The sequence below is a fragment of the Planosporangium mesophilum genome (assembly GCF_016863255.1).
In the GTDB taxonomy this organism is placed as follows: Bacteria; Actinomycetota; Actinomycetes; order Mycobacteriales; family Micromonosporaceae; genus Planosporangium; species Planosporangium mesophilum.
In genome coordinates this window covers 1-24,277 of sequence record NZ_BOON01000078.1, presented here as the reverse complement: position 1 = coordinate 24,277, position 24,277 = coordinate 1, and the positions used below count along the sequence as shown (strand labels likewise).

The following is a 24,277-nucleotide window of genomic DNA, read 5'->3' as shown; positions in this document are numbered from 1 at the left end:
GGGGTTCCGGGCCGATGCCGGAGGCAGTCCGAGGTTCGGCTGCCGGTCATCCATTCGCCTGTGTGGGCATGGTGGTCTGCGACCGTGACCGGGTCGGGGTCAATCAAAGGGGCGGCTGCGCCGTCGGCCGACGGGAGTCAGACCCCCAGGCGACCACGCAAGCCCGGTCACGTCCGGACCTGCTCACACCGCCGTCTTGGCCTGCAGGGCGCGGATGTGCCCGTCGCGCAGGCCGTAGTAGACGAGGGTGAGCAGCTTGCGGGCCACCGCGACGGTGGCGATGTTGCGGCCGCGCCGCTCGGCGATGCGGGCCCGGCTGGATACCAGCCAGCCGGCGGAGGCGGGGATCTTCTGAGCGGCTTCGACCGCGGCCCAGCGCACCAGGCCGGATCCCTGTTTGGTGATCGGTCCGCGGTGGACGGTGGTGTCGGACTCGCGGTGTTTGGGCGTCAGGCCGGCCCAGGACACCAGGTTCATCGCGCTGGGGAACCGGTCGACTGCGCCGATCTCGGCCACGAACACCCCGGCCAGGATAGGTCCGACGCCGGGGATGGCCTGGATGGTGGTGTGGCCGGTGTGGTCGGCCAGTCGGCCGCGCAGTTGGCGGGTGACGGTGTCGACTTCGAAGTCAACCGCATCGATCAACCGCAGGCAGGCGTCGACGCGGGCCCGATACGGGCCGTCCAGCGCCGCTGTCGTCAGCAGCCCCCGGCCGCCGAGGCCGAACAGGTCCGACACCGCGATGTGCAGGCCCTGCTTGGCCAGCACCGCGTGGACGCCGGCTTTCAGCCCACTACGCCAGGCCACCAGCTTGGCCCGGTGGCGCACCAGCTCCCGTAGTTCGCGCACGGCCGGCGGGGCGACGTAGGCCTCGGGCAGCCGGCCCATGCGCAGCAGGTCGGCCAGGTCGGCCGCGTCGCGCACGTCGTTTTTGACTCGCCGGTAGGTGAAAGCCTTGACGCCCAGCGGATGCGCCAGATGGACCTGGGCGCCTTCGGCCTGGAGCACGTCGGCGGCCCAGTACCAGCCGTAGGTGGCCTCTAAGACCACGTCGGGGTGCTCGCCGGCCTTGGCGATCTCGGCAGCGAGCGTGGCCGGGTCGTTGGTGATGCGCACCGTGTCCAGTACCTGTCCGGCTTCGGTCATCCGCACGATCACCGACCGGCGCCGGTGCAGGTCGATACCCACGATCTGCCGGCCGTCGTAGTCTGCGTGCATGAGGGGCCTCCTTCACCGTGAGATGTGAGCACCCCGAGCATCCCGCCGGGCGTCACGAGGAGCGAGGCCCCGCTCCTTCATCCCATCAAGGGCTCACACCGCGAGTTGTCGTCGCGCCCGCTGCTACAACGACTCCAACCAATTGACGGTGACGACCTGTTGGTCAGCGTCCGATCCGGGCTCCACCGGGTCTTCCGGTATAACGCCGTACGCGTCTTCGTCCGCACGCACCGCGTCGATGCCGCCGGCGTCGCGCGTGGCGATCACTTCGACTAGCGATGCGGCCGCGAGGACGGCGCTGTCTATGCCGCGGGTCTCAACATGTCGCAGCGACCATCCGTCCGCATCGAGTTCGTCCCAGTCCCAAATTTCGTCGTCAGGCCAGTACCACCGGATGTGCCTGTGCGCGCTGACCATCCTCAGCTACGCCGATCACGCGGGTTGCCACGTCGACAGGATCACGGCTGCCGGCGCGTCGCCGACTCACTGGGCCGGCTGGGTCGGTGGTGGCGCCGAGCGGCGCGCAGCGCCGGCCCGTAGTGACTTCAGCGGTGAGAGGGCGAGGTCGTGTCGGATCGCGTCTATGAAGTTGTCGTATGCCATCTGGGCTGGCTCGCGCCGCGTCGGCCAGTCCTCGTCGGTGATGACGGCCGCCGTCGCGCGTATGCGGAGCTCGGCGAGCTGGTGGTCGACAGCCAGCGCGCACTGCACCGCTCGCTCGGAACCGTGTAGCCAAAGCGCCGCGAGAGTCCGGTTCCAGTCGGTACGAAGCTGGTGCACCTCGGCGGATCTCTCGTCATGCTCCTGTCCGGGACGGGCTGTGTGGCCCAGTTCGCGGATGGCCTCCCGATATCGGTAGAACTCACCAGCCACTGCCTGGTAGCTCTGCATGCGCTGGTCACGGCGCCAGCGTCGGGACTCCGAGCGGGTGTCCCACAGTCGTCCGAGGATGATTCCGATCAGTCCGGCGAGGCCCGCCAGGAGGGTTGCCTGCATTCAAGCCGTCCTAGTGGTTGCAGCGTTGGTTCAGCGGATTTCTTCGACATCGAGCACGAGCTTGTGCGCAGTAGGGCGGCGCGCTGAGCCGGTGCGGCGTGCTCGATCATCTTCGGATGTCGATGCAACGGGCTCGTCGAACGGTCAGCCATCCCGTGTTCACCGAGATCTCGCGGCGGCACCTGCACCTGCGGCAAGCCGAGTTGGGTACGACATGGCTGGCGCAGCGGGAAGACGGGGCTCCCGGACCGCCGTGCTGAGGGTGTTGACGGGCCTGCTCGTCCACCCGGCTCAGCCAGGCGAAGTGGCCCTTTCGGCCGGACATCGTGGTCTGCCTCAGGTTCAGCGGGCTCCGTCTGCTGGGTGGATTCCACTATGCACACTGCTACCACTCGATCGGGGTGAGGATCCCGATACGACCGCTGCCGAAAAATCCGACGTCTACAAAGGATGATCACGCGGAGTTTCCTCTGTGGCCGTTCTGGGTGGACATGTCGTTGCTGTCCTTGCAATCTGTTAAGGCAGTTGCATATTTCTGTCTGCTGCCCTTAGGGTTCCGTCCACACCTGGGGAGGACAGAGGAGAGCGGCGTGGTCAGTCGTGTGGCGACAAAAGTACGCGCGTGCCTGGCGATAGTTACTGCCGTCACGTCAGCAGGCGCCCTCTTTGTCTTGGGCGGAGATGCCGGTACGCGTCTTGCCGATCGTCTCGGTGCTTCGGGTCATGCGATGGCGATGTCCGCGGATGCCGTTGCGTCGCGGACGGCCCGAGCAACTGGCAAGCCGGTACAGGTGACCAGTCGTACCTCGGAGACGACCGAAGTCTGGGCGCAGCCTGACGGGTCGTTCAAGGCCACCATCGCTGCCGGAGTGGTCCGGATACGCAAGGGTGGCGTCTGGGTGCCGGTCGACCTGACGTTGCGGCGCGAGGCGGACGGGTCGGTGGTGCCGGGCGCGCACCCCAACGACGCGCGGATCGCGGGTGCGCTGCCACCGGGCGAGCACGAGCTGGCTTCGGTCCGGTCCGGCGCGGGTCGGATGGCGATGCGCTGGAGGGGCGCGCTGCCGGCTCCGGCGCTGAGCGGCAACCGTGCCACCTACGCGGACGCGCTACCCGGTATCGACCTGGTGGTCGAGGCGACCACGGACGGAATCGAGCAGTTCCTCGTGGTGAAGTCCGCGGCGGCAGCGCACCTCGTCCGGGAGGTCAATCTCGGATTTTCCGGAGACCGGCTCGCCGGACACACCTCGGACCGTGACGGGGCGACGGTGTTGCGCGACGGTGCAGGCGCCGAGGTGGCGCGGATACCCGTGCCGACTATGTGGGACTCGCGCCCGCCGTCCTCCACCGGGGAGCCGGGGCGTGAGACCGCCATTCGCACGCGGGTGTCGGCGGCCGCTGGTGGTGGCGTCCAGTTCGCACTCCTGCCCGACCTGGAGTGGATGACCGCTCCTGGCACCGCCTGGCCGGTGATCATCGACCCCGTACTGAGCCCCGCGCCGTCGGTCGCCTTCGACACCTACGTCCGGGAGGGCGACACCACCGCCAACTCGACGAACAATGACCTCTGGGCCGGTCTAGCCAGCGGACAGCGGGCGCGCAGCTTCGTCCACTGGAACACCGGGCCGCTCGTCGGTAAGCAGATCACCGCGTCGACGGTGCAGCTGTGGAACTGGTGGTCGAACTCCTGCGTACCGTACGCCTGGGAGATCTGGCCGACGGGACCGGCCGCCGCGGCGACTCTGTGGGACGACCAACCGCAGTGGTACGACGGAGATCCCTCGGTGCCAGGTGACCAACCGTCCGGCACGTCGACGCAGACCAAGGGCTACGACAGCACCTGTGACGACGGCGCCGTCACTGTGGACGGCCGTCTGTTTTTTCAGTACGCGGCCGACCATTCGTTGACCGTCGCTCCGATGGGCATCCGTACCTCGGTCGAGAACGACAGCAATATCTTCAAGCAGTTCCGATCGGCCAACAACACCGTGACCTCGGTATATCCGATCGCCTCGGTCACCTACAACTCCTACCCCGAGGTCACCGCCCGCGCTACGACGCCGTCGAGTCCGTGCGTCACCGGTGCCGAGCGTCCGACCCTGCAAACGATGGCGCCGACCCTCAGTGCGACGGTGACCGACGCGGAGGCGACCGCGGCGTCGGTCACCTTCGAGTGGTGGACGCTCACCGGCTCGGCCCCGATCGGTAAGGCGACGGTCACGGGGGTCGCCTCGGGGGCGACAGCGTCCACGACCATTCCGGCCGGAGCCCTGGGGCAGGCGGGCTCCTACCGCTGGCGGGTGCTCGCCTCCGACGGCACCGTTACCTCAACGTCGTCGTGGTGCGAGTTCACCCTGTACGACTTCGCGCCCCCGGTGGACGGCTGCGCCGGCGGTGTCGACGGCGACTACAACGGCGATGGGGTCGCCGACACGGCGATCGCCGACCCGGAGGCGACCGTCAACGGACAGGAGAAGGCCGGTCAGGTCCACATCGTCTACGGCGGCACCGGCATCGTGCAGACCGTGACGGAGTCCAATGCGCGGGTGATGGGCGGATCCGAGGCCGGCGACCAGTTCGGTACCGCTCTGGCCACCTACGACGCCAACCGCGACGGGTGTGCCGACCTCGCCGTCGGTACGCCCTACGAGGACCTCAACGGCCTGGCCGACGTCGGCTCGGTGTACGTGCTGCTGGGTTCGCCGGCCGGGCTGGCCAAGGGGCCCGCTTCGGTGACGCTGCACCAGGACCAGACGGCGGTACCGGACACCGCGGAGGCCAAGGACTGGTTCGGGTTCTCGGTCGCCGCAGGGCGCACCGCGGCAGGGGAGTCGTACCTCGTGATCGGCGCTCCGGGGGAGGACCTCGGCGGGGTCATGGACGCCGGGCTCGTGCACTACATCCGGGGCACGCTCAACGTCGCCCTCGACCAGAGCACCGCCGGCGCGGGTGAGGCCAACGAACAGGACGACCGGTTCGGCTACTCGGTCAGCGGCTCGCCGTACCACATCGCTGCGGGCCGGCCCGGTGAGTCGGTCGGTAATGCGACGTTCGCGGGCGCGGTCAGCGTCTACAGCCACGACCTGTTGAACGGGCTGCCCAAGCTGGTGGTCAGCGTGAGCCAGGACTCGCCTGGGGTGTCGGGCGGGTCGGAGACCGACGACCAGATGGGCAAGTCGGTGGCGCTCGCCCCGTACCGCGCGGCCGGTGCGCCCGTCGGTCAGCCCGATTCTGTGCTGCTGGTGGGCGTCCCCGGCGAGGATCTGACGATCGGCTCGGATCCACCGGTCGTCGACGCCGGCGTGCTCATGCGATTCCAGGTCACCACCACCGGCCTGACTCAGATGGAGGACGTGTCGCAGGCCACCGCCGGGTTCGACGGAGCCATCGAAGACGGCGACTATTTCGGGGAGAAGGTCGCCGTGGTCAACCTCGCACCCGACGATGTCGCCACTCCGGACACGGTGAAGATCGTTGTCGCCGCACCGGGTGAGGACCTCGGTTCCCTTGTGGACGCTGGTTCGGTCCATGTCTTCGGGCTGGAGGCCGAACCGGGCCAGCACGATCTCACGGTGAAGCACGGCTCCGGTGGGCTGCCCGGATCCGCGGTCGAGCAGGAGCTTCTGGGACTGTCGTTCGCCGCCTCCAGCCGCGGGCTCACCCTCGCGAACCCGTACGGCGGTCAGGCGGTGTACGTGATCGCGTGGCCGGACCTCGCGGCCGGTACGGCGACCCCGCGGCAGGTGTGGCGGCCGGGTGCCGGCGGTGTCCCGGCGGGTGGGGTCGCGTTCGGCGCGGCGATCGGCTGACCGCGCCGTGGCGGCGGTGAACGCGGGCGCGGTGAACGCGGACATGACGGTGTGCGTGACTACTGGGGAGGACGGGATGGGCACTGGTCACTGGCGGGGGCGGCGCTGGCTGCTGGCGTTCGGGCTGGCGGTGACACTGGTCGCCGGCCTGTCAGAGCCGGTCCAGGCCCAGCCCGAGCGGCAACCGGCGCCGGCACCCTCGACCTCGGCCGCAGCCGCTCCGAAGGACGGCCCGGTTCGGGACACCGAGGCGGAGGCGCTTGCGGCCGCCAAGGCCGACGGCGTACGGGTGGAGATCCTCGCGCTCCGCGGCGAACGGCGTGAGGTCTATGCCAACCCGGACGGCACACTGACCGCCCAGGAACATGCGCAAGCGGTATGGACCGTCCGCAGCGGCAGGTGGGTGCCGGTGGACGCGACCCTGGTGAAGCAGGCCGACGGCTCGGTCGCGCCGAAGGCGGCGGTGATCGGGCTGAAACTGTCGGGCGGTGGCGACGGACCGCTGCTGGAGGCGGACCGCGCCGGTCGCCGGATGTCGCTGCGCTGGCCGGCACGCCTTCCCACACCCACCCTCGACGGGCCGCGCGCCACGTACGGCGAGGTACTTCCCGGCGTCGACCTGGTGGTCAATGTGGGGCCGGCCGGCTTCTCCCACGTCCTTGTGGTCAAGAACGCCCAGGCCGCCCGCAACCCCAAGCTCGCTGCGCTGGAGTTCGCCCTCCACACCGAGGGGTTGGAAGTCAAGGCCGCCGGCGATGGTCTCGCGGCGGTGGACCGGGCGACCGACAGGGCGGTGTTCGAAAGCGGCGAGCCGACCATGTGGGACTCCGGCGCTCCGGCCGGCACCGGGACCTCCGGGGCAGCCGGGACCCCGTTCGGCCCGGCGCCGAGCGGCTCGCCCCTCGGCGCCACGGCGAGCGACGGTGGTACCTCCCGGGCGGTACAGGCTCCGCCTGACTCCGCGCGCGTGGCCAAGCTGGGGGTACGCGTGGGCGGCGGCAAGCTCGTCTTGACCCCCGACAGGTCCATGCTCACCGACGCCGGCACCCGGTGGCCGGTCTACATCGATCCGGTCTGGGAGTCGACCAGCAACTCCGCCTGGGCGATGGTCGACAGCGGGTACCCCGCCGAGGAGTACTGGAAGTTCGCCGGCAAGCGGGACGAGCGGATCGGCAAGTGCCCGGAGAGTTGCAACAGCTCACTGGTCAAGCGGCTCTTCTACGCCCTGCCCACCCCGTACGCCGGCAAGTCGATCATCAGTGCGGAGTTCCGGGTCACCCTGGTCCACACGTACAACTCCTCGGCGCGGTCGGCGTCGCTGTACCGCGCTGCGGGCGGCATCAGCTCCGCGACGAACTGGTCCAACCAGCCCGGGGGGAGCGGCTGGTCCGGTGCCGCCCTCCAGGAGAGCAAGAGCCCCACGGCCAAGCAGGCGTCGTGCACCGCCACCAACCAGAACGTCGGCTTCAACGCCACCGCGGCGGTGCGGGAGGCGGCCAACAACGGCTCGTCGACGACGACGTTCGGGATCAAGGCCGACAACGAGAGTGACATCACCTACGTCAAGCGCTTCTGTGACAACGCGGTCCTCGCCGTCAACTACAACCGGGCGCCGGACCGGCCGAACACGTCGGAGCTGACCATGTCGCCGGGCGGGGCGTGCATCACGGGTGCCAACCGGCCGTACGTCGACGCGCCACCCCAGCTGTACGCGGTGCTCCGCGACCCCGACCACTCATCGGCCCACGCCGAGCAGGTGTACGGCAGCTTCCGGATCTTCTGGCCCGCGGACGCCCCAACCGTCTCCCGGTTCTACGACACGCCCATGAAGGTGAGCGGCTCGACGTTCAGCATCACGGCCCCGTCGGACCTGCCGCAGAACGTGACGATCGGGTGGGAGGTACGCGCGAGCGACGGCACGGCGTGGGGTCCGTGGAGTTCCGGGCAGTCCCGGTGCGAGTTCATCTACGACAACACCCAACCGACGGCCCCGGACATCGACTCGCCGGAGTACCTGCCCGCGGACGCGGGTGAGCAGACGTACGCCTGCGCGCCCGACGAGGTCTGGCGCGGCAGCGTCGGCGTGTACGGCACCTTCACCTTCGACTCCGCGGCCACCGATGTGAAGGAGTACTGGTACGGCTTCAACCAGAACCCGTCCGCCGCGAACAAGCTGACGCCGACCAGCCTCGGCGGCCCGGCCTCGGTTCGGTGGATGCCCGACCGGGACGGGCCGAACTTCGTGACCGTGCAGGCGGTCGACCAGGCCAACAAGAAGAGCACGATCGCGATCTGTCACTTCCGGGTCGCCACCCGGCCCCCGGTCGGCCGGTGGGCGCTCAACGAGGGCGGTGGCCCGGCGGCCGCCGACGACGCGGGCGGCCCGGTAGCGCATCCGGCCACCGCGGGAGGCGGGGTCGCGTTCGGGGCACCGGGCCCCGGTGGTACCGGCGACGCCGCGGCCCGGCTGACCGGCACCGCTGACAGCTACCTCCGTACCGACAGCGCGGGCTTGGTGCAGACCCAGACGTCGTTCACCGTGAGCGCCTGGGTACGCCTGACCGACGACACCCGCGACCGGGTCGCCGTCAGCCAGGACGGCTCCGGTGAGCCCGGCTTCACCCTGGGGTACGACGCCGATGCCCGTAGCTGGATCTTCCGGCTGCCGACGACCGACATCAGTTCCCTCGGCGCCTGGTCGGTGTCCGTGGGGCCGGCCGTGAAGGACGAGTGGACGCACCTCGTCGCGGTCTACAACGCGGAGACCCGCGGCATCAAGCTGTACGTCAACGACGGCACCAAATCGGCCAGCGGGCAGCGCCGGACGGCGTGGAAGTCCCGTGGCGCGGTGCAGATCGGCCGGGCCACGGCCAGGAGCGGGTACACGGATCCGTGGGTGGGTGACATCTCCGACGTGATCCTCTTCGACCGGGTCGTGGTCGCGCGTGAGGTCGAGGACCTGTACACCCTCGTGCCGAACCGCCGAGCGTACTGGCCGCTCAACGAGGCCAGCGAGGGCCTGAGCCCCGAGTACGCCGGCGGACAGGAACTGGCCCTGCAGAGCGGTGCCTCGTTGTACCGCCTCGACGTCGAGCAGGACCCGTTCGGCGAGCCGGCGCTGGTCGGCTCCGGGCACCTGCAGCTCGACGGGGTCGACGACTACGCGTCGACCTCCTCGGCAGTGGCGAACACCGACCACAGCTTCACCGTCAGCACGCGGGTCCGGCTGGCCAGTGCCGGCTGCGGCCGGGACATGGCCGTGCTGTCGCAGGCCGGTACCCGTGCCAGCGGCTTCATCGTCCGCTGCGGCGCGGGGGACCGGTGGCAACTGGTGATGTCGAAGTCGGACAGCGACGGGTCCGTGGTCGACACGGCCACGGACAACCAGGTGTACCCCGCGCCGACGGCGGCCGGCACGCACCTCGTCGTCGTCTACAACGCCTTCACCAACGAGATGCAGCTCTACGTCGACGGGCAGCTGGCCGACTCGGCACAGGCGCCGCACAACGAGGTGTGGCAGGCCGGTGGTGCCTTCCAGGTCGGACGGGCGCTGGTGGACGGTGCCTGGGGCCAGTACTTCTCCGGTGTCGTCGACGACGTGCGTGTCTACGAGGGTGCGGCTGACCGAACCATGGTGCAGCGACTCGCCCTCCTGACCGAGCAGCCCGACCTGTGAGTCCCTGGCGTGCCGACCCGGTCGTGAGCCAGGCCGGCACGCCGTACCCGACAGCTGTGCCCTCATGCCGCTCTCACCTCGTGGAGTCGTCGTGTTCTCCGGTGTCTTCGTAAGGTCCGCAATCCTCGGCTCCCGGCCGAAGCGCGCCGTGGCATGGGCCATGGCCTGCGTCGTCACGGCCAACCTCCTCTACATCGGGCCGGAGATGGGCGGCCATCTGGCGGCAGGACGCGCGCCGGCGGTCTCAGGCGGCCGGGAGCCCGCCCGGGCCAGGACGTTGCCGGTGAAGGCACGGGAAGCCGACGCCGCCCGCGCCGCCGCCGTGACGCAACCGCCCGCGGCGAAGTGGCCGGCGGCCGGCGCCGCCGAGGTCGACCTCGCCACCCGGCGGGCGGTGCAGGTCGGCGGGTTGACCGTGTCGGCGACCCCGGTCGGGGACGGTGCCGCACCGGCCGGGCGGCTGCGCGTCGAGGTGCTCGACCACGCGACGTCGGCGCGGGTCGGTGTCGACGGTCCGGTCCTGCGGCTCGGGCCCGCGGGTTCCGGGGGGCCACCGGCCACCGCCGACGTGACGGTGAACTACCGGTCGTTCGCCGACGCGTTCGGCGGTGACTACGGCGCCCGGCTGCGGTTGCTGCGGCTACCGGAGTGTGCGCTCGACGGCCGGGCCGGCGGGCCCTGCGAGCCAGCGCAGGTGGTGGAGACGGCCAACAACGCCGAAGCCAACACCGTCACCGCCCGGCTCGACCTCGCCTCGGCCGGTTCGCGGCCCGCGGTGTACGCCCTGGCGGCGGCCGAGGACTCGGCGCAGGGCAGCTACTCGGCTACCAAGCTCAGCCCGTCGTCGCAGTGGTCGGTGACCCCCTCCTCCGGCGGCCTGAGCTGGTCGTACCCGCTGCGGACCCCGCCGGTGCCGGGCGGTCTGGGCCCGGAGATCACCCTCGGGTACTCCTCCCAGACGGTGGACGGGCACACCTCCGCCACCAACAACCAGGGCTCCGGCCTAGGGGAGGGCTTCGCCTACGAACCCGGCTACCTCGAGCGGCGCTACAAGCCCTGCAAGGACGACGGTCACAAGGACGTCGGCGATCTCTGCTGGGCGCGCCAGAACGCGATCCTCGTGCTGGGCGGGCGGTCGAGCGAGTTGGTCCGGGTCAACGACGATGAGTGGAAGCTCGCCGTCGACGACGGCTCGAAGATCGAGCGGCTGACCGGGGCCACCAACGGTGACAACGACGGCGAGCACTGGAAGGTCACCGCCCCCGACGGCACCCAGTACTTCCTCGGCCTCAACCGGCTACCGGGCTGGTCGGCGGGCAAGGAGGAGACCGCCTCGACCTGGACGGTGCCGGTCTACGGCGACGACTCGGGTGAGCCCTGCTACAACGACACGTTCGCCAATGCGTACTGCGACCAGGCGTGGCGCTGGAACCTCGACTACGTCAAGGACACCCACGACAACGTCATCTCGTACTACTACGACCGCGAGACCAACTACTACGCGCGGGGCGCGAAGACCGACGTCAACGGTACGGCCTACCACCGGGCGGGCTACCTGAAGCGGATCGACTACGGGCAGCGCCACAACGCCGTCTACTCCACCAACGCACCGGCCCGGGCGCAGTTCGTGGTCGCCGAGCGGTGCCTGCCGTCGGGGTCGGTCACCTGCGACCCCGGCAGCCTCACCAACGCCACCGCGTCGTCGTGGCCGGACGTTCCCTGGGACCGCAACTGCGCCGCGAACACCAAGTGCGGCATCCAGCAGACGTCACCGACGTTCTGGAGCCGCAAGCGGTACGTCGAGATCAAGACGGAGATCCGCTCGGGCTCGGCGTGGTCGCCGGTGGATTCCTGGGCGCTGACGCACCTGTTCACCGACAACGCGGACGGCAGCAGGACCCTATGGCTGAGCAAGATCACCCACACCGGTCTGGTGGCCGGCACCGCGACGATCCCGTCGGTTGAACTGCACGGCAAGCAACTACCCAACCGCATCGACCGGCCGGGCGACAACATCTCGCCGCTGATCCGTTTCCGGTTGGCGGCCGTCTACAGCGACTCCGGAGCGCAACTCGACGTGACGTACGCCCCGGCCGACTGCGCGGCGGACAACCTGCCGCAGCCGGGCGAGAGTACCCGGCGGTGCTTCCCGGTGAAGTGGCACCCGTCGGACAGCCTGACCGAGCCGATCACCGACTGGTTCCACAAGTACGTCGTCGCCGAGGTGGTCGAGACCGACCGCACCACCGGCGCGCGGGACATGGTGACCCGCTATGAGTACCTCGGTGGCGCGGCATGGCGGAAGGCCGAAGCCGACGGCATCACCGAGACGAAGTACCTCACCTGGAGCGGCTGGCGCGGCTACGAGAAGGTACGCACCACCCGCGGCGACGGTCAGGTCATGACCACGCGCACCGAGCAGACCTTCTTTCGGGGCATGGACGGCGACGCGCTGCCCGCCGGCGGCACCCGGGCGGTCAAGGTGGCGGACTCGACCGGCGGCATGTACCAGGACGCCCCGGAACTGTCCGGCCTGGAGCTGGAGAAGATCGTCTACGACGGGTCGAACGTAGTGACGAAGACGATTGGGACGCCGTGGCGGCACACCACGTATACCCAGTCGGAGGGCTGGGGTACGCGGCGCGCGACGTTCGTGCGGCCCGATACCGTCCGCACCCTCACCGCTTTGGAGAGCGGAGGCTGGCGCGAAACCAGGAGCGTCACCAGCTTCGACCCCACGTACGGGCGTGTCACCCAGGTCGACGACCTCGGTGACGTCGCTACCGCCGGGGACGACCAGTGCACCCGGTCCTGGTACGCCGAGAACACCGGCGCGTGGATCGTGTCGCGGGTGACGCGGGTGGAGGTCGTGGGCGTGGCTTGTTCGGCGACCCCGGACCGGCGTACCCAAGTGATCGACGACCGGCGTACCTACTACGACGGGCAGGACTTCGGCGCCGCGCCCGTGAAGGGTGACATCACCAAGGTCGACCGGCTTACCAGCCACACCGGGTCGGTCGCCACCTACGCCGTCCTGTCGGAGAACACCTACGACGACTGGGGTCGGGAGCTGACCGATAAAAACGCCGTCGGGGCAACGACCACGACGTCCTACACCCAGATCGACGGTCTGCTCACCATCCAACGGGAGACCAACCCGCTGGGGCACGTGGTCACCAAGGAGTTCGCCCCCGCGTGGGGCGAGCTTTCCGCTCGGATCGACGCCAACGGCAAGCGCGAGGACCTCAGCTTCGACCCGCTGGGACGGCTGTCCGCCGTGTGGCTGGCCGACCGGTCCAAGGCCGGCGGCATCTCGCCGACCAGCAAGTACACCTACTACCACCGCGCCGACGCGCCGGTCGCGGTCCGCACCGAGAACGTCCGGGCCGACGGCACGTACGCGGTGCAGTTCGACCTGTACGACGGGCATGCCCGGCTGCGGCAGACCCAGACGGAGGGGCCGGACGGTACCCGCCTGCTCACCGATACGTACTACACGCCGACCGGGAAGGTCGCGAAGGCCAACTCCACGTACCAGGCGCTCGGCGCGCCGAGCGATGTGCTAGCCAAGATCAACGACGGCGCGGTCGACGGCCAGACGCTGTACGAGTACGACGGGGCCGACCGGGTGACCGTCGAGATCACGGCGGTGTCCGGCAACGAGCGCTGGCGCACGGTCACCGGATACGGCGGCGACCGCGTCCACCTCGACCCGCCCGCCGGCGGCACGCCGAAGACCACGATTATGGACGCCCGCGGTCATGCCCTGGAGCTGTGGCAGTACAAGGGCGACGGACCGTCCGGCCCGTTCGACCGGATCCGGTACGAGTACACCCCGGCCGGCCAGATCGCGTCCGTCACCGACGCCGCCGGCAACGTCCGCCGGTACACGTACGACCAGCGGGGCCGGCAGGTCAAGGCGGAGGACCCGGACTCGGGTACCACCGAACGCACTTATGACGAGCTGGACCGGCTGACCTCGTCGACCGACCAGCGCAAGATCAAGACCAGCACCACGTACGACACCCTCGGCCGCAAGACCAACGTCTACCTCGGTGAGGCAGTCACCGGGACCCGCCTGCGGAGCTGGACCTACGACACCGTCGACAAGGGACAGCTCTACTCGGCGGCCAGCTACGTCGACGGCAAGGCGTACGGCGTCGTCTACCCCACCCGCGACGAGTTCTACCGGCCGCTGCTGACCCGGTACGTGATCCCCGACCACGCCGGCGCCGAGCTCAAGGGCGTCTACCAGTACAGCACCTCCTACAACCGCGACGGCACCGTCCAGGGCCTCGGCCTGCCCGCCATCCCCGCCGCCGGGATGCTCGCGGAGGGACTGACCTACACCTACGACGGCCTCAAGCGGCCGACCGGCATGACCGGCGCCTCCACGTACGTCACCGACACGAAGTACGCGCAGACCGGGGCCCTGCTCCAGGTGGAGCTCAACACCGGCGGCAAGAAGGCGTGGCTGAGTTGGACCTACGAGGAGGGCACCAACCGGCTGATCCGGTCGCGGGTGGACCGGCAGGGCGCCGCGGCCGTCGACGCCGACGCCAGCTACAGGTACGACGACGCTGGTAACGTCCTGTCGATCGTCGACGCGCCGGCCGGCGGGGACCGCGACGTCCAGTGCTTCACCCACGACTGGCAGCGCCGGCTGACCGAGGCGTGGACCAGCGCGAGTACCGCGGACGACCCGTGCGCCGGGGGACCGGCCGCCACCGGCGTCGGCGGGCCGGCCCCATACCACCACTCGTACGGGTACGACTCGACCGGAAACCGGACCGGCGAGACGCGGCACGGCATCGACGGCGCGCCCGACATCACCCGCGACTACGCGTACCCCGATCCGGGCCAGGCCCAGCCGCACACGGTGCAGAAGGTCACCGAGAAGAACGGCCAGGGCGCCGAGCGAACCTTCACCTACATCTACGACGGCGCGGGCAACACGACCGGCCGCCAGTTGGAGGGCCGGTCGCAAACCCTCGACTGGGACTCCGACGGGCGGCTCGCCGGGGTGACAGAGGGTACCGCGAAGACGACCTTCGTGTATGACGCGGAGGGCAACCGGCTGGTACGCAAGGAGTCGGGCGCCACGACGGTCTACCTGCCCGGCACCGAACTGCGGCTCGACCACGCGACCAGGGCGGTCACCGCCACGCGGTACTACACCTTCGGCGGCCGGACCGTCGCGGTGCGCTCCGTAGCCGGGATGAAGTTCCTCGCCGAGGACCACCACGGCACCTCGCACCTAGCAATCGACGCCGTGACCGGTACGGTCACGCGCCGTCGGACCACCCCGTTCGGGGACCTGCGCGGGGCCGCGCCGACGGTCTGGCCGAGCGAGCGGGGCTTCGTCGGAGGTATCCAGGACGCCACCGGACTGGTGCACCTCGGTGCCCGCGAGTACGACCCGACCATCGGCCGGTTCGTCTCCCCGGACCCGATCGTCGACCTGGCCGATCCGCAACAGATCCACGGCTACTCGTACGCCAGCAACAACCCGGTGACGCTCAGCGACTCGACCGGCCTGATGCCCGACGCCGACGGCGGGAGCAGGAAGGGCGGCGACAACTCGTCGATGCACAACTTCGTGCTCACCGCCGTGTTCGTGATGCTGGTCTTTATCAGGCTCACACTCCGGCTGCGCGGAGACATCACCGTCGACCTCGGCGAGGGTGGCACGAAGGCGAACACCATCCCCCGGGCCGCGCGTGACGGCAGCGGCGACGACGGCGTCGCTGACCTGATCCTGGACGGCCCGGATGTCGTCTACATCTGGGAGGTCAAGCCAGCCAACGCCGGAGGCCGAGATCTCGGTCGAACGCAGCTCGACCGGTACATCAGAGAGAAGCGGGCGGAGCTGATCAAGGCGGATGACCACCGCAAGGTGCTCCCCGGGCCGACGCTACCGCCCATCAGTGGGATTCCCTACGGCGACGGAAAAGTGATCAACATCTGGATGGAGCCTCGGAACAAGGAGGCCGATGGCCTGATCTTCTACGGGTCGGAGGATGCTCCCAAGACCCCGCCGCCGCCCGAGCGGGTGCCGGTTCCCGAGCCGCACCCGACGCCGCTGCCGGCACCGCGCCCCGTGCAGGACCCGGTGCGGGTGCCGACCACTGCCCCGGCGCCACCGGGTACCGGCGTCCTCCCGCATCCCAACCCTGCCGGACCGTACGGCACATGCCCCGGCCCGGGCTGCGTGACGGACCCCGGCAACCGGCAGCATTGGCAGTGGGACCCGCCGAACGTCTCCGGTAAGGATGTGGCCAGTGCCGCCACGACCGCAGGCGTCATCGTCATCGGTATCTTGTGGTCTATCTTGAACCCCGCTGCCGCCTGACCGGGCGGGTGCGGTGACCGCGAGTACGTATGAGGTCCCGGCAGGAAGGCGCGGAAATGGATGACGAGGCCCGGACCCCGTCATGGGTGTTCGATGGTGGGCCGGAGCCGGATGGTCTGGCGGCGGTGCTGTACCTCGACAACGCCGACAGCATCGCCCGGGTAGCCGAGGTCCTTCGGCTGTGGCATGACTCGGCGGTCGAACTGGTGCTGCCCGTCTTCGCGGCCCCGGCGCCCGTCACCCCGGGGGTCGAGGTGCGCGGTACCGAGGAGGATCTTGACGGCAGGGCACGGCCGGTGCGGGTGGCCCGGTGGACCGACGGGCTCACCGAGGACCTGTACCAGCTCTCGGCGTGGTGGTCCTACGAGGACCGGTCGCTGGACCAGATCTATCAGATGCACGTCTACGCCTTCCGGTACTACCCGCCCGTGGCCCCGGGGGTCGGTCGCCAACATCTCCACCTGAGGGTCAGTATGACCGTGCCGCAGGGCACGCTGGACGTGGCGATCCCCGCGATGCTGGAGATGATGCGCCGGGTCGGCGACGTCGCGGATCCCGCGTACGGGGAGATGGTGGTCAACCGGCACATGGCGGCGCCCGACTCCCACCTCGACAACGCGCTGCGCCGGCTGGTCACCCACTCGGCGGACGAGAGCCGGACGCACCTGCGTGGGTACGAGTGGGTCACGGTCGTCCCGGCGCAACTGGTGGAGCGGTTGGGCGGTGTCGAGGCCATCCGGGGCTGCGGAGCTTTCGTGGAGGTGGTCGGGCTGGCCTCCGGTGGCGCGCTGCTGCGGGCCACGGAGGACCCCGAGGAGTACACGCCGGAGCGGGTCAAGCGGGTCTTCGAGGCGCTGCGGGCCGTCCTGCCACCGGGCAAGCCCCGCTGGCTGGCAGGTCAGGACTTCAGTCGGATTGTTTTCCAGGACGCCAGCGCCTGACATCGTCGGCTGCGTGCTCGTGGTGGCTGTGCCATGGTCGTGGGGACAGCTGTGATCCATGTTTGGGGCGAGGGTTCTAACGGCCCAGCCGGGTCGATGACTCCACGCCCTTGCGGGCCAGCCGGGCCAGGATCCGACGTTTCCGTAGGTAGGCGCGGATGTACTGGTTGTTGTACGCCTTGTCGCCGTGCAGCTTGGTCGGCCGCTTGCGTGGCCGGCCCCGGCGCGAGCGGATCGGGGCGATCGAATCCAGCAACGGCACCAACACGTGGGCGTCGTGGGTGTTGGCCGCCGAGACCAGCACCGACAGCGGCAGTCCGCTGCGCTCGGCCACCACATGGATCTTGCTGCCCAGTTAGCCGCGGTCGACCGGGTTTGGTCCGGTCAGCTCCCCCATTTTTCCGTCCGGACCGCGATCGAGTCGACCACCGCCCGCGACCAGTCAAGCCGCCCGGCCGACCCCAGCCGGTCGAGCACGGCCTGGTGAAGTCGCTCCCACAGCCCGGCCGCGGTCCACTAGGCGAACCGCCGGTGCGCGGTCGGCCGGGTCACGCCGCACATGGGCGTCGGCAGCTTCCACCACGAGCATCCGGCCTCGGTCAGGTACAGGATCGCCGCCAGCACCCGCCGGTCGTCGGTACGCCGCCGCCCGCCGCCCTGCGGGCGGGTCCGAGCCGGCGGGATCAGCGGTGCCGCGATCTCCCACAACGAGTCAAGCACCTACGTCTCGATGACATCTCCGTCCACAAAGGATAGCCATGACCCAAGCCCACGCAAGATCCAAACGAGACACGGTCTTATAGGTATGGCCGTACTCCATCGATGATCTAGCATCGGCCCGATGGCGACGGAGGACGTACCGGCTAAGCCGAGGTACTCCGCGTGGCTGAACCCGTCGTGGGTCGCGTTACTCGGGACTGTCGTGGTGGCGCTTCTGCTGACCCTGCCGATCTCCACCTTCGGACCCGGGGATCACGAGAAGAAGAGCTGCGGCAATGCGCTGACGCTCGACCTGGAGCGGTGGCGGAGTTCCGACTCCAAGGAGTCCTGGGACTCGGCGTATCGGCACTGCACCGCACAGCGCATCGACCGCGTCACCCGAGCCGTCGGCGTCGTATCCGTGACGGTCCTGATCGTGACAGTGATGGCGGCGCGGACACGACGACGCTAGAAGATTCTCGTTACGGTCCGACTGTCCGGCGCGGTCGGGATCTCCCGTCCACCATCCGACCGGTACGCGGCGGCGGGATGGTGTGGCGCCGGTGTTCGACCCGCCGATGGCTCAGCACGCCAACGCCATGCGGGTGAGCGAGCCGCACGTCGCCGACCCGGACGTCAGTTACCGCTGGCGCCGGGCGCTGGACCTCGTGCTGTAGGCCCGGCTGGAAATGAGCGCCGACGCCGGCTCCGCCAGGAGCCGGTCTGACGGTCGAATCAGGTCAACGGCAGGGGGAGCACAATGGGAGCAGCGGGTCGCTCCCAACCGCACTGAACGGCCGTTAGCGCCGCGCGACTACTCGAATCATCTCGCCGTGACCGGCGGTCCCTGGCATGAGTACTGGTCAGAGGGCTGCGGACCGTTCGTTTTTTTTTTGACACGGAAGAGGTCACTGGTTCAAACCCAGTATCGCCCACCAGAACTGCAGGTCAGTGCATAGATCGTCGATCTTAGGGATCGGCGATCTTTTGCTTGTGGGAGCAGTTTTGCTCCCACGGTAACTCCTGGTCGGGGACGTGCCGGTTACCTCGTGATCACCAGTGCCCGCCGTTGTCGAGCCAGCGTTGTTGTAGGGCTGCCAGCAGCGGCGGCTGCATGGGTTCGGTGGCGTGGGCGTAGACACCGCGGATGCCGGGCAGTTGATGGCCGAGGCGCTGGCTTTTGAGGGCTTCGGGGATGCCGTCCTCGTCCATCCAGGTGCGGTGGGTGTGGCGGAGGTCGTGGAAGCGGAAGCCTTCGATGATCGGCTCCCAGTCGCGGTCCGGGCAGCCGTCGCAGGCGGGTCGCCAGATCCGTTCGACGAAGGTGGTGCGCCACATCCACCGGCCGGTGTCGGCGCAGAAGACCGTGTCGTAGGGGTGGGCACTCAGGAGCCGGGCAAGCCCGTCGACGAGGAACGGCGGTAGGCGGATGTCGCGGACGGCGGCTTTGGTCTTCGGTGGGCCGAGCCAACGTTGGCCGGCGACCTCGTGCAGGGCGCCGCTGTCGGCGGCGACGTGGATAACGGCACGGTCAAGGTGCACGTGGGCGCGGCGTAGTCCGGCGAGTTCACCGAAGCGCATGCCGGTGTAGGCGGCCGTGAAGGCCAGCAGTCGGGCGTGGAGGTTGGGCATCCGCCCGGCGATGCGCCAGACGTGTGCTGGGGTGGCGACGGGGCGCGGTTCGCTGGGGCCGTCGCGCAGTCGGAGCCGGGCGGTGGGATCGAACAGCAGGTAGTGCTCGTCGATCGCTTCGCGCAGCACCAGGCCGAGGACGGTGACGATGCTGCGCACCGTGACGGGTGACAGGTCGTCGGCGAGGGCGCGGGCGAACGCTTTGACCTCGTTGCGGGTGATCGCGTCGAGGCGGTGGTCGCCGAAGACGGGAAGGATGTGTGTCCGCAGCATCGATTCGTACTTGGCGGTGGTCGCCACGCCGGCCAGATGCGCGGGAAGCCAGGCGGCGACCCACTCTGCCAGGGTCGGCGGCGTCGTAAGGCGTTGCCGCACGGCCCGGTTGAGGTGATCGAGCTGGGTGATTCGGGCACGCGCGGCGTCGACGGTATCGTAGCGGCCGTCCAGAATGGTCTGGCCGGCGTACCGGTAGCGGACCCGGTAGTGCGAACCGTGTCGTTCTATCCACGCCATGGCGCACCTCCATCTGGGATCTGGCTACGGGCAGGCTTTAGCCGCTACCGTTTTCGCCCGTGCGGTGGCCTTGTGACCTCTGAGCGACGTCCGGCTGCGTCATGGCGTCTGGCCGTGATCTCGGAGCCACTTGACGGTTAGCTGCCGGTATGCCTGGTCGCCGATGCTGCCCGTTGCTGCGTCAAAGGCGTGGTCGCCGTGCGGAACGCGTACGAGCTTTAGGTCGACCCCTCGATTCTTGGCTTGCTCGGCGAAGCGGTAGGTGCCCTGAGGCGGCACGAGGTGGTCGGCCTCGCCGACGAGTATGAGCGTGGGAGGTGTCGCGTCGCTGAGGTGCGCAGCAGACGAGACGCTCTTGTACCGGTCGGGGAACTGCTGAGGTGAGCCGCCAGTGTATGCGCGGGTCAGGTAGCGGGCGGCGCTGCCGAGGGCCGCATCGTCGTTGTGGTAGACGTCGGCGGGATCGACGGCCGGGTATACGGCGGACACCGCGTCGACCGTCGGAGTCGGGCCTCCGCAGGAGGAGGGGAGGGTTTTGGTGGCGGCCATGTAGGCGGTGTTGATGGCGAGGTTTCCGCCGGCGGAGTCGCCGGTGATGGACAGACGGTTCGGGTCGCCACCGTACTGGTGCGCGTTCTGTGCCACCCAGGCAAGTCCGCACCCGATCTGGCCCTGGGTGACATCCCAGAGGTGGCGGTTAGCCGAGGACAGGGTGTAGTCGACGCTGATGGTCAGCCAGCCCTGGTCGGCGAACCAGCGCAGGTCGGCGCTGCGATCGTCGCGCGTGCCGTAGATCCAGCCGCCGCCGTGGATGTAGAACAGCACCGGCGCGCGGGAGCCCGCTGATGATCCGGCCGGTCGGTAGATGCTCAGCTTGAGCGGCTGGCCTTGGTAGGTCGTGTAGCTGGCCTCGGCGTCCGGCGTCACTTTGGGAAACCCGGTGCCGAAGGCGCGGACGAGGCTGATGTCCGCGCCGGCATGTTCGACCGCAGCGGTCATGCGTGTTGTGATCACGGTCGTGCCGGTCGCGGCCAGCACCGCCAGAATGGCGAGGGTGGCGCTGAAATGACCATGGCGCTGCCGCCAGCGGTACGCCGCCAGCGCGCCTCCGGCGAGCGCCGCGGCGGCCAACCAGATCACGAACGGCGGGCCGACGATGGATGCCAGGCCGAGGTAGGGCACGCCGTGGAGGAAGGTGCCCAGCACGATGAGCGTCGGGACGCCGACCAGCAGCGTCGCGACGGAAACGACCGCCACCGAAACGAGGCGCCGCCACCGGGACGGGGACAGCCTCGTGTCGGCCGGCAGGTTCGTGGTGGTGTTCGGCATGCGAGGGTCCCTCCTGGCTGTCGTGAAACTCTGGGGATCTGGGCGATCCCGCTCGCCGGTGCACTGCTGGGGAACGTGCGGAAGATCCGCGCGCCGGCCAGTTGACTTGTTCCTCTGGCAAACCCCGACGCGTCCGGCGGCGATCCCCGCCTGCACGCCACGGCGTCGACCATGTTGGTCCACACCTGGTCGGGCACACGGTGGCCCACCCGGGGTGGGTCACCATCTGTGCGCTGGGATCGGATGGGCCGGCGCGGATTCCGCGGACGGTCGGATGTGTGGGTCGTCCGATGCTTGGGCGTTGGTGCGCGTCCCGTCTTCGCTCCGTGGGTGACAGCGGAGCGGTCAGCGGTTGGTGCGGTGGTACCGGCGTACCGCCAGCGGTACGAAGACCAGCAGTAGCCCTACCGACCAGGCGAGGGTCGCGGCGATCGGATGCGCTACCGGCCAGGACGCGTCGGCCGTGACCGGCGCGTGGAGGTTGCCGAAGAGGTCCCGGCAGGCGGCGACCACCGCGCTCACCGGGTTCCAGTCCGCGACCACGCGCAGCCAGGCCGGCATTCCAGCGGTCGGCACGAATGCGTTGGACACCATGCTCACGGGGAAGACCAGCGCCGACAGTTGACTCGCTGTCTCCTCGCGCCCCACCACCAGTCCGAGGTATACGCCGACCCAGCTCATCGCGTACTGGAAGAGCAGCAGCAACCCGAACCCGGCGAGTGCGCGCCCCCATCCGTTGTGGATGCGCCAGCCGACCGCCAGCCCGCACAGCGCCATCAGCGCAAGACTCAGCGCGCCGAGGACGATCTGGCTGCCGGTCATGCCGAACGGGACCGCGGCGCGCCCCATCGGCAGCGTCCGGTACCGGTCGACGAAGCCCTGATCGACGTCGCGGGCCATGGTGACCATCATCGGGATCAGGTTCACCGCCACCATCCCGAACAGGCCGGGGATGAGGTACTCGCGGTAGTTGGCGTTGCCGGGCACGACGATCGCGCTGCCGAACACGTAGCCGAACATCACCACCATGGCTACCGGCGCCATCACGATCACAGCGAGCATGCCGGGGGCGTGTCGGAGGTAGGTGAGATTGCGGCGGACGATGGTCGCGCCGTCGGCCAGTTCCCATCGCAGGTTCAGCGTGCTCATGCTCGGCTCCCTTCGAGTTCGCGTCCGGTCAGTCGCAGGAAGACCTCATCGAGGGTCGGCCGGCGCAGCGCGACGTCCTCGGCCACGACGCCGGCCGCGTCCAGGGCCCGGACTACCTCGGTAAGGGAGATCGCATCCGCGGCCACCGGCACGCTGACGAGGCGCTGGTCGGCGTCCGTGGCCGGTTCGGCGCCAGATGCCGCGGCGGGCAGGTCCGCCAGGACCGTTTTTGCCGTTGCGAGCGCGGACGGCTGCGCGACGACGACGTCCAGCCTCGCGCCGATCTGTGCCTTGAGCGCATCGGGCGTGCCCGAGGCGATGGCGCACCCAGAGTCGATCACGACGATGTCGTCGGCGAGGTGGTCGGCCTCGTCGAGGTACTGAGTGGTGAGCAGCACGGTCGTCCCCGCGGCCACGAGGTCGCGGACGCTCGTCCAGATCGCGTTGCGGCTGTGCGGGTCCAGCCCGGTGGTGGGCTCATCCAGGAACAGCACCGGCGGACTGGTGATGAGACTGGCGACGACGTCCAGGCGCCGGCGCATGCCACCGGAGTACTTGCCCACGAGGCGGTCGGCGGCGTCGGTCAGGTCGAACCGGGCCAGGAGGTCGTCGGCGCGGGCCCGGGCAGCCCGTCCGCCGAGGTGGTGGAGCCGGCCGAACATAAGCAGGTTTTCCCGGCCGGTGAGCCGTTCATCGACCGCAGCATGCTGGCCGGCCAGGCCGATGCTGCGGCGCACCTGGTCCGCCTGGCGTGTGACGTCGAACCCGGCCACGGAGGCGCTGCCGGCATCGGGCTTGAGCAGCGTGGCGAGCACCCGCATGGCGGTGGTCTTGCCGGCCCCGTTGGGTCCGAGGACGCCGCAGACCGTGCCGGCGGGCACGGCGAGATCGAATCCCCACAGGGCCTGGACCTTGCCGAACCTCTTGTGCACTCCATCCATGACGATCATGACGTACACCCCCGATACTAAGTACGCTGTACGTAGTTGGGACGCTATAGCACTACGTACGGTGTACGCAACTAGGATTCTCGGTGAGGTGATGCGACGTGCCGGCGGCCGAGCCGTTCATCTGGATGCGCCCCGAGCGAGCGGGCCGGGGGCCCCGGCCGGCGCACAGCCGGGACGAGATCGCCGCCGCGGCCGTGCGAATCGCCGACACGGACGGGCTCGACGCGGTGTCCATGCGCCGAGTCGCGGCCGAGATCGGCGCCAGCACCATGGCGCTCTACAACTACGTCAACGGCAAGGAAGATCTGCTCGACCTGATGATCGACGCGGTCAGTGCCGAGTACCAGCTACCGTCCGGGCCGCTGGGCGACTGGCGCGGCGTCCTCCTGGCGCTCGCCCGCCAGGGCCGTACCATCGCCCTGCGGCACCCGTGGCTGCCGCGGGCACTGACGCAGCGCCCCGCCGTCGCACTCATGGGCCCCAACGCGCTGAGGTACACCGAATTCATCCTGACCGCCGTCAACCGCGTCCTCGACGCCTCCACCGCGATGGAGCTGATCGGGCTGCTCACCGCCGTGGTGCACTCCTATGTGCAATCGGAGCTCGCGCAGTCGGAGGCCGAACGGCAGGCGGGCCTCAGCGCGGACGAGTTCCAGGCGAGCATGGCCGCCTACCTTGGGCGCATGATCGCGAGCGGGTGGTACCCCCGATTCACGCAGGTCGTCATCGAAGGCGCCAGCACGCCACCGCCGAACGCCGACGCGATCTTCGAACGAGCCGTGAACCGCCTCCTCGACGGATTCAGCACGCGACCCGATGCGGGACCGCGGAGCGCGAAGCCGAGTTAGCGGACGGACAACGCATTCTCGTCGACAGCCGCCTAGGTGTTCTGTCCATGGACGTTGGTGACAGAGCAAGATCTTGAAAAGGGTGAGGACCTCCGAGTGAGGTGGAGCTTGTCGAAGGTTCCGCTCTCACCCTGGAGGTCCTCGTGGCCCACGCTAACGCACCCC

Annotated in this window: 15 protein-coding genes; 6 read left to right on the top strand and 9 right to left on the bottom strand. The window is 69.4% G+C overall.

What is annotated here, in order from left to right:
- Window positions 1-183: 183 nt before the first annotated feature.
- From Pme01_RS30085 to Pme01_RS30075, 3 genes are all read right to left on the bottom strand, one after another.
- Window positions 184-1,218 carry an IS110 family RNA-guided transposase gene (locus Pme01_RS30085; RefSeq protein ID WP_203935982.1) on the bottom strand — a complete coding sequence of 345 codons (1,035 nt, stop codon included), beginning with the start codon at window positions 1,216-1,218 and terminating at the stop codon, window positions 184-186.
- Window positions 1,219-1,341: 123 nt separating this feature from the next.
- Window positions 1,342-1,635 carry a hypothetical protein gene (locus tag Pme01_RS30080; RefSeq protein ID WP_168118221.1) on the bottom strand — a complete coding sequence of 98 codons (294 nt, stop codon included), beginning with the start codon at window positions 1,633-1,635 and terminating at the stop codon, window positions 1,342-1,344.
- A gap of 66 nt (window positions 1,636-1,701) precedes the next feature.
- On the bottom strand, window positions 1,702-2,214 hold the full coding sequence (locus Pme01_RS30075; protein ID WP_168118222.1) for a hypothetical protein: 513 nt from the start codon (window positions 2,212-2,214) through the stop codon (window positions 1,702-1,704).
- A gap of 728 nt (window positions 2,215-2,942) precedes the next feature.
- On the opposite strand from Pme01_RS30075, the gene Pme01_RS30070 reads away from it, so the two are divergent.
- The 4 genes from Pme01_RS30070 to Pme01_RS30055 all read left to right on the top strand — a co-directional run bounded on the left by Pme01_RS30070 (window position 2,943) and on the right by Pme01_RS30055 (window position 16,992).
- Window positions 2,943-6,023, top strand: a complete 3,081-nt coding sequence (locus Pme01_RS30070) for a hypothetical protein (RefSeq protein ID WP_239088548.1) — start codon at window positions 2,943-2,945, stop codon at window positions 6,021-6,023.
- Between the two features lie 76 nt (window positions 6,024-6,099).
- Window positions 6,100-9,699 (top strand): LamG-like jellyroll fold domain-containing protein, encoded by a 3,600-nt coding sequence (locus tag Pme01_RS30065; RefSeq protein WP_168118224.1) that lies wholly within the window; start codon window positions 6,100-6,102, stop codon window positions 9,697-9,699.
- A gap of 91 nt (window positions 9,700-9,790) precedes the next feature.
- On the top strand, window positions 9,791-16,051 hold the full coding sequence (locus Pme01_RS30060) for an RHS repeat domain-containing protein (protein ID WP_168118225.1): 6,261 nt from the start codon (window positions 9,791-9,793) through the stop codon (window positions 16,049-16,051).
- A 56-nt stretch (window positions 16,052-16,107) separates the two neighbouring features.
- Complete coding sequence (locus Pme01_RS30055; protein WP_168118226.1) at window positions 16,108-16,992, top strand: hypothetical protein; 885 nt, start codon at window positions 16,108-16,110, stop codon at window positions 16,990-16,992.
- A 76-nt stretch (window positions 16,993-17,068) separates the two neighbouring features.
- On the opposite strand, the gene Pme01_RS30050 is transcribed toward Pme01_RS30055, so the two are convergent.
- Both Pme01_RS30050 and Pme01_RS30045 read right to left on the bottom strand, forming a co-directional pair.
- Window positions 17,069-17,329: a transposase gene (locus Pme01_RS30050; protein ID WP_338090178.1), complete on the bottom strand. Its 261-nt coding sequence runs from the start codon at window positions 17,327-17,329 to the stop codon at window positions 17,069-17,071.
- 179 nt (window positions 17,330-17,508) lie between these two features.
- On the bottom strand, window positions 17,509-17,712 hold the full coding sequence (locus Pme01_RS30045) for a transposase (protein ID WP_168118228.1): 204 nt from the start codon (window positions 17,710-17,712) through the stop codon (window positions 17,509-17,511).
- Between the two features lie 121 nt (window positions 17,713-17,833).
- Between Pme01_RS30045 and Pme01_RS30040 the strand changes: the two genes are divergently transcribed.
- Window positions 17,834-18,163 (top strand): hypothetical protein, encoded by a 330-nt coding sequence (locus Pme01_RS30040; RefSeq protein ID WP_168118220.1) that lies wholly within the window; start codon window positions 17,834-17,836, stop codon window positions 18,161-18,163.
- A 581-nt stretch (window positions 18,164-18,744) separates the two neighbouring features.
- On the opposite strand, the gene Pme01_RS30035 is transcribed toward Pme01_RS30040, so the two are convergent.
- From Pme01_RS30035 to Pme01_RS30020, 4 genes are all read right to left on the bottom strand, one after another.
- Window positions 18,745-19,836 (bottom strand): tyrosine-type recombinase/integrase, encoded by a 1,092-nt coding sequence (locus Pme01_RS30035; RefSeq protein ID WP_168118229.1) that lies wholly within the window; start codon window positions 19,834-19,836, stop codon window positions 18,745-18,747.
- 99 nt (window positions 19,837-19,935) lie between these two features.
- Entirely contained in the window at window positions 19,936-21,165 is a 1,230-nt protein-coding gene (locus tag Pme01_RS30030; RefSeq protein WP_168118230.1) for an alpha/beta hydrolase, read from the bottom strand.
- Between the two features lie 345 nt (window positions 21,166-21,510).
- Window positions 21,511-22,314 carry an ABC transporter permease gene (locus Pme01_RS30025; protein WP_168118231.1) on the bottom strand — a complete coding sequence of 268 codons (804 nt, stop codon included), beginning with the start codon at window positions 22,312-22,314 and terminating at the stop codon, window positions 21,511-21,513.
- Complete coding sequence (locus Pme01_RS30020) at window positions 22,311-23,264, bottom strand: ATP-binding cassette domain-containing protein (RefSeq protein ID WP_168118232.1); 954 nt, start codon at window positions 23,262-23,264, stop codon at window positions 22,311-22,313. The genes Pme01_RS30025 and Pme01_RS30020 overlap by 4 nt, the downstream gene beginning before the upstream one ends.
- 98 nt (window positions 23,265-23,362) lie before the next feature.
- On the opposite strand from Pme01_RS30020, the gene Pme01_RS30015 reads away from it, so the two are divergent.
- Window positions 23,363-24,112: a TetR/AcrR family transcriptional regulator gene (locus tag Pme01_RS30015; protein WP_203935981.1), complete on the top strand. Its 750-nt coding sequence runs from the start codon at window positions 23,363-23,365 to the stop codon at window positions 24,110-24,112.
- Window positions 24,113-24,277 lie beyond the last annotated feature (165 nt).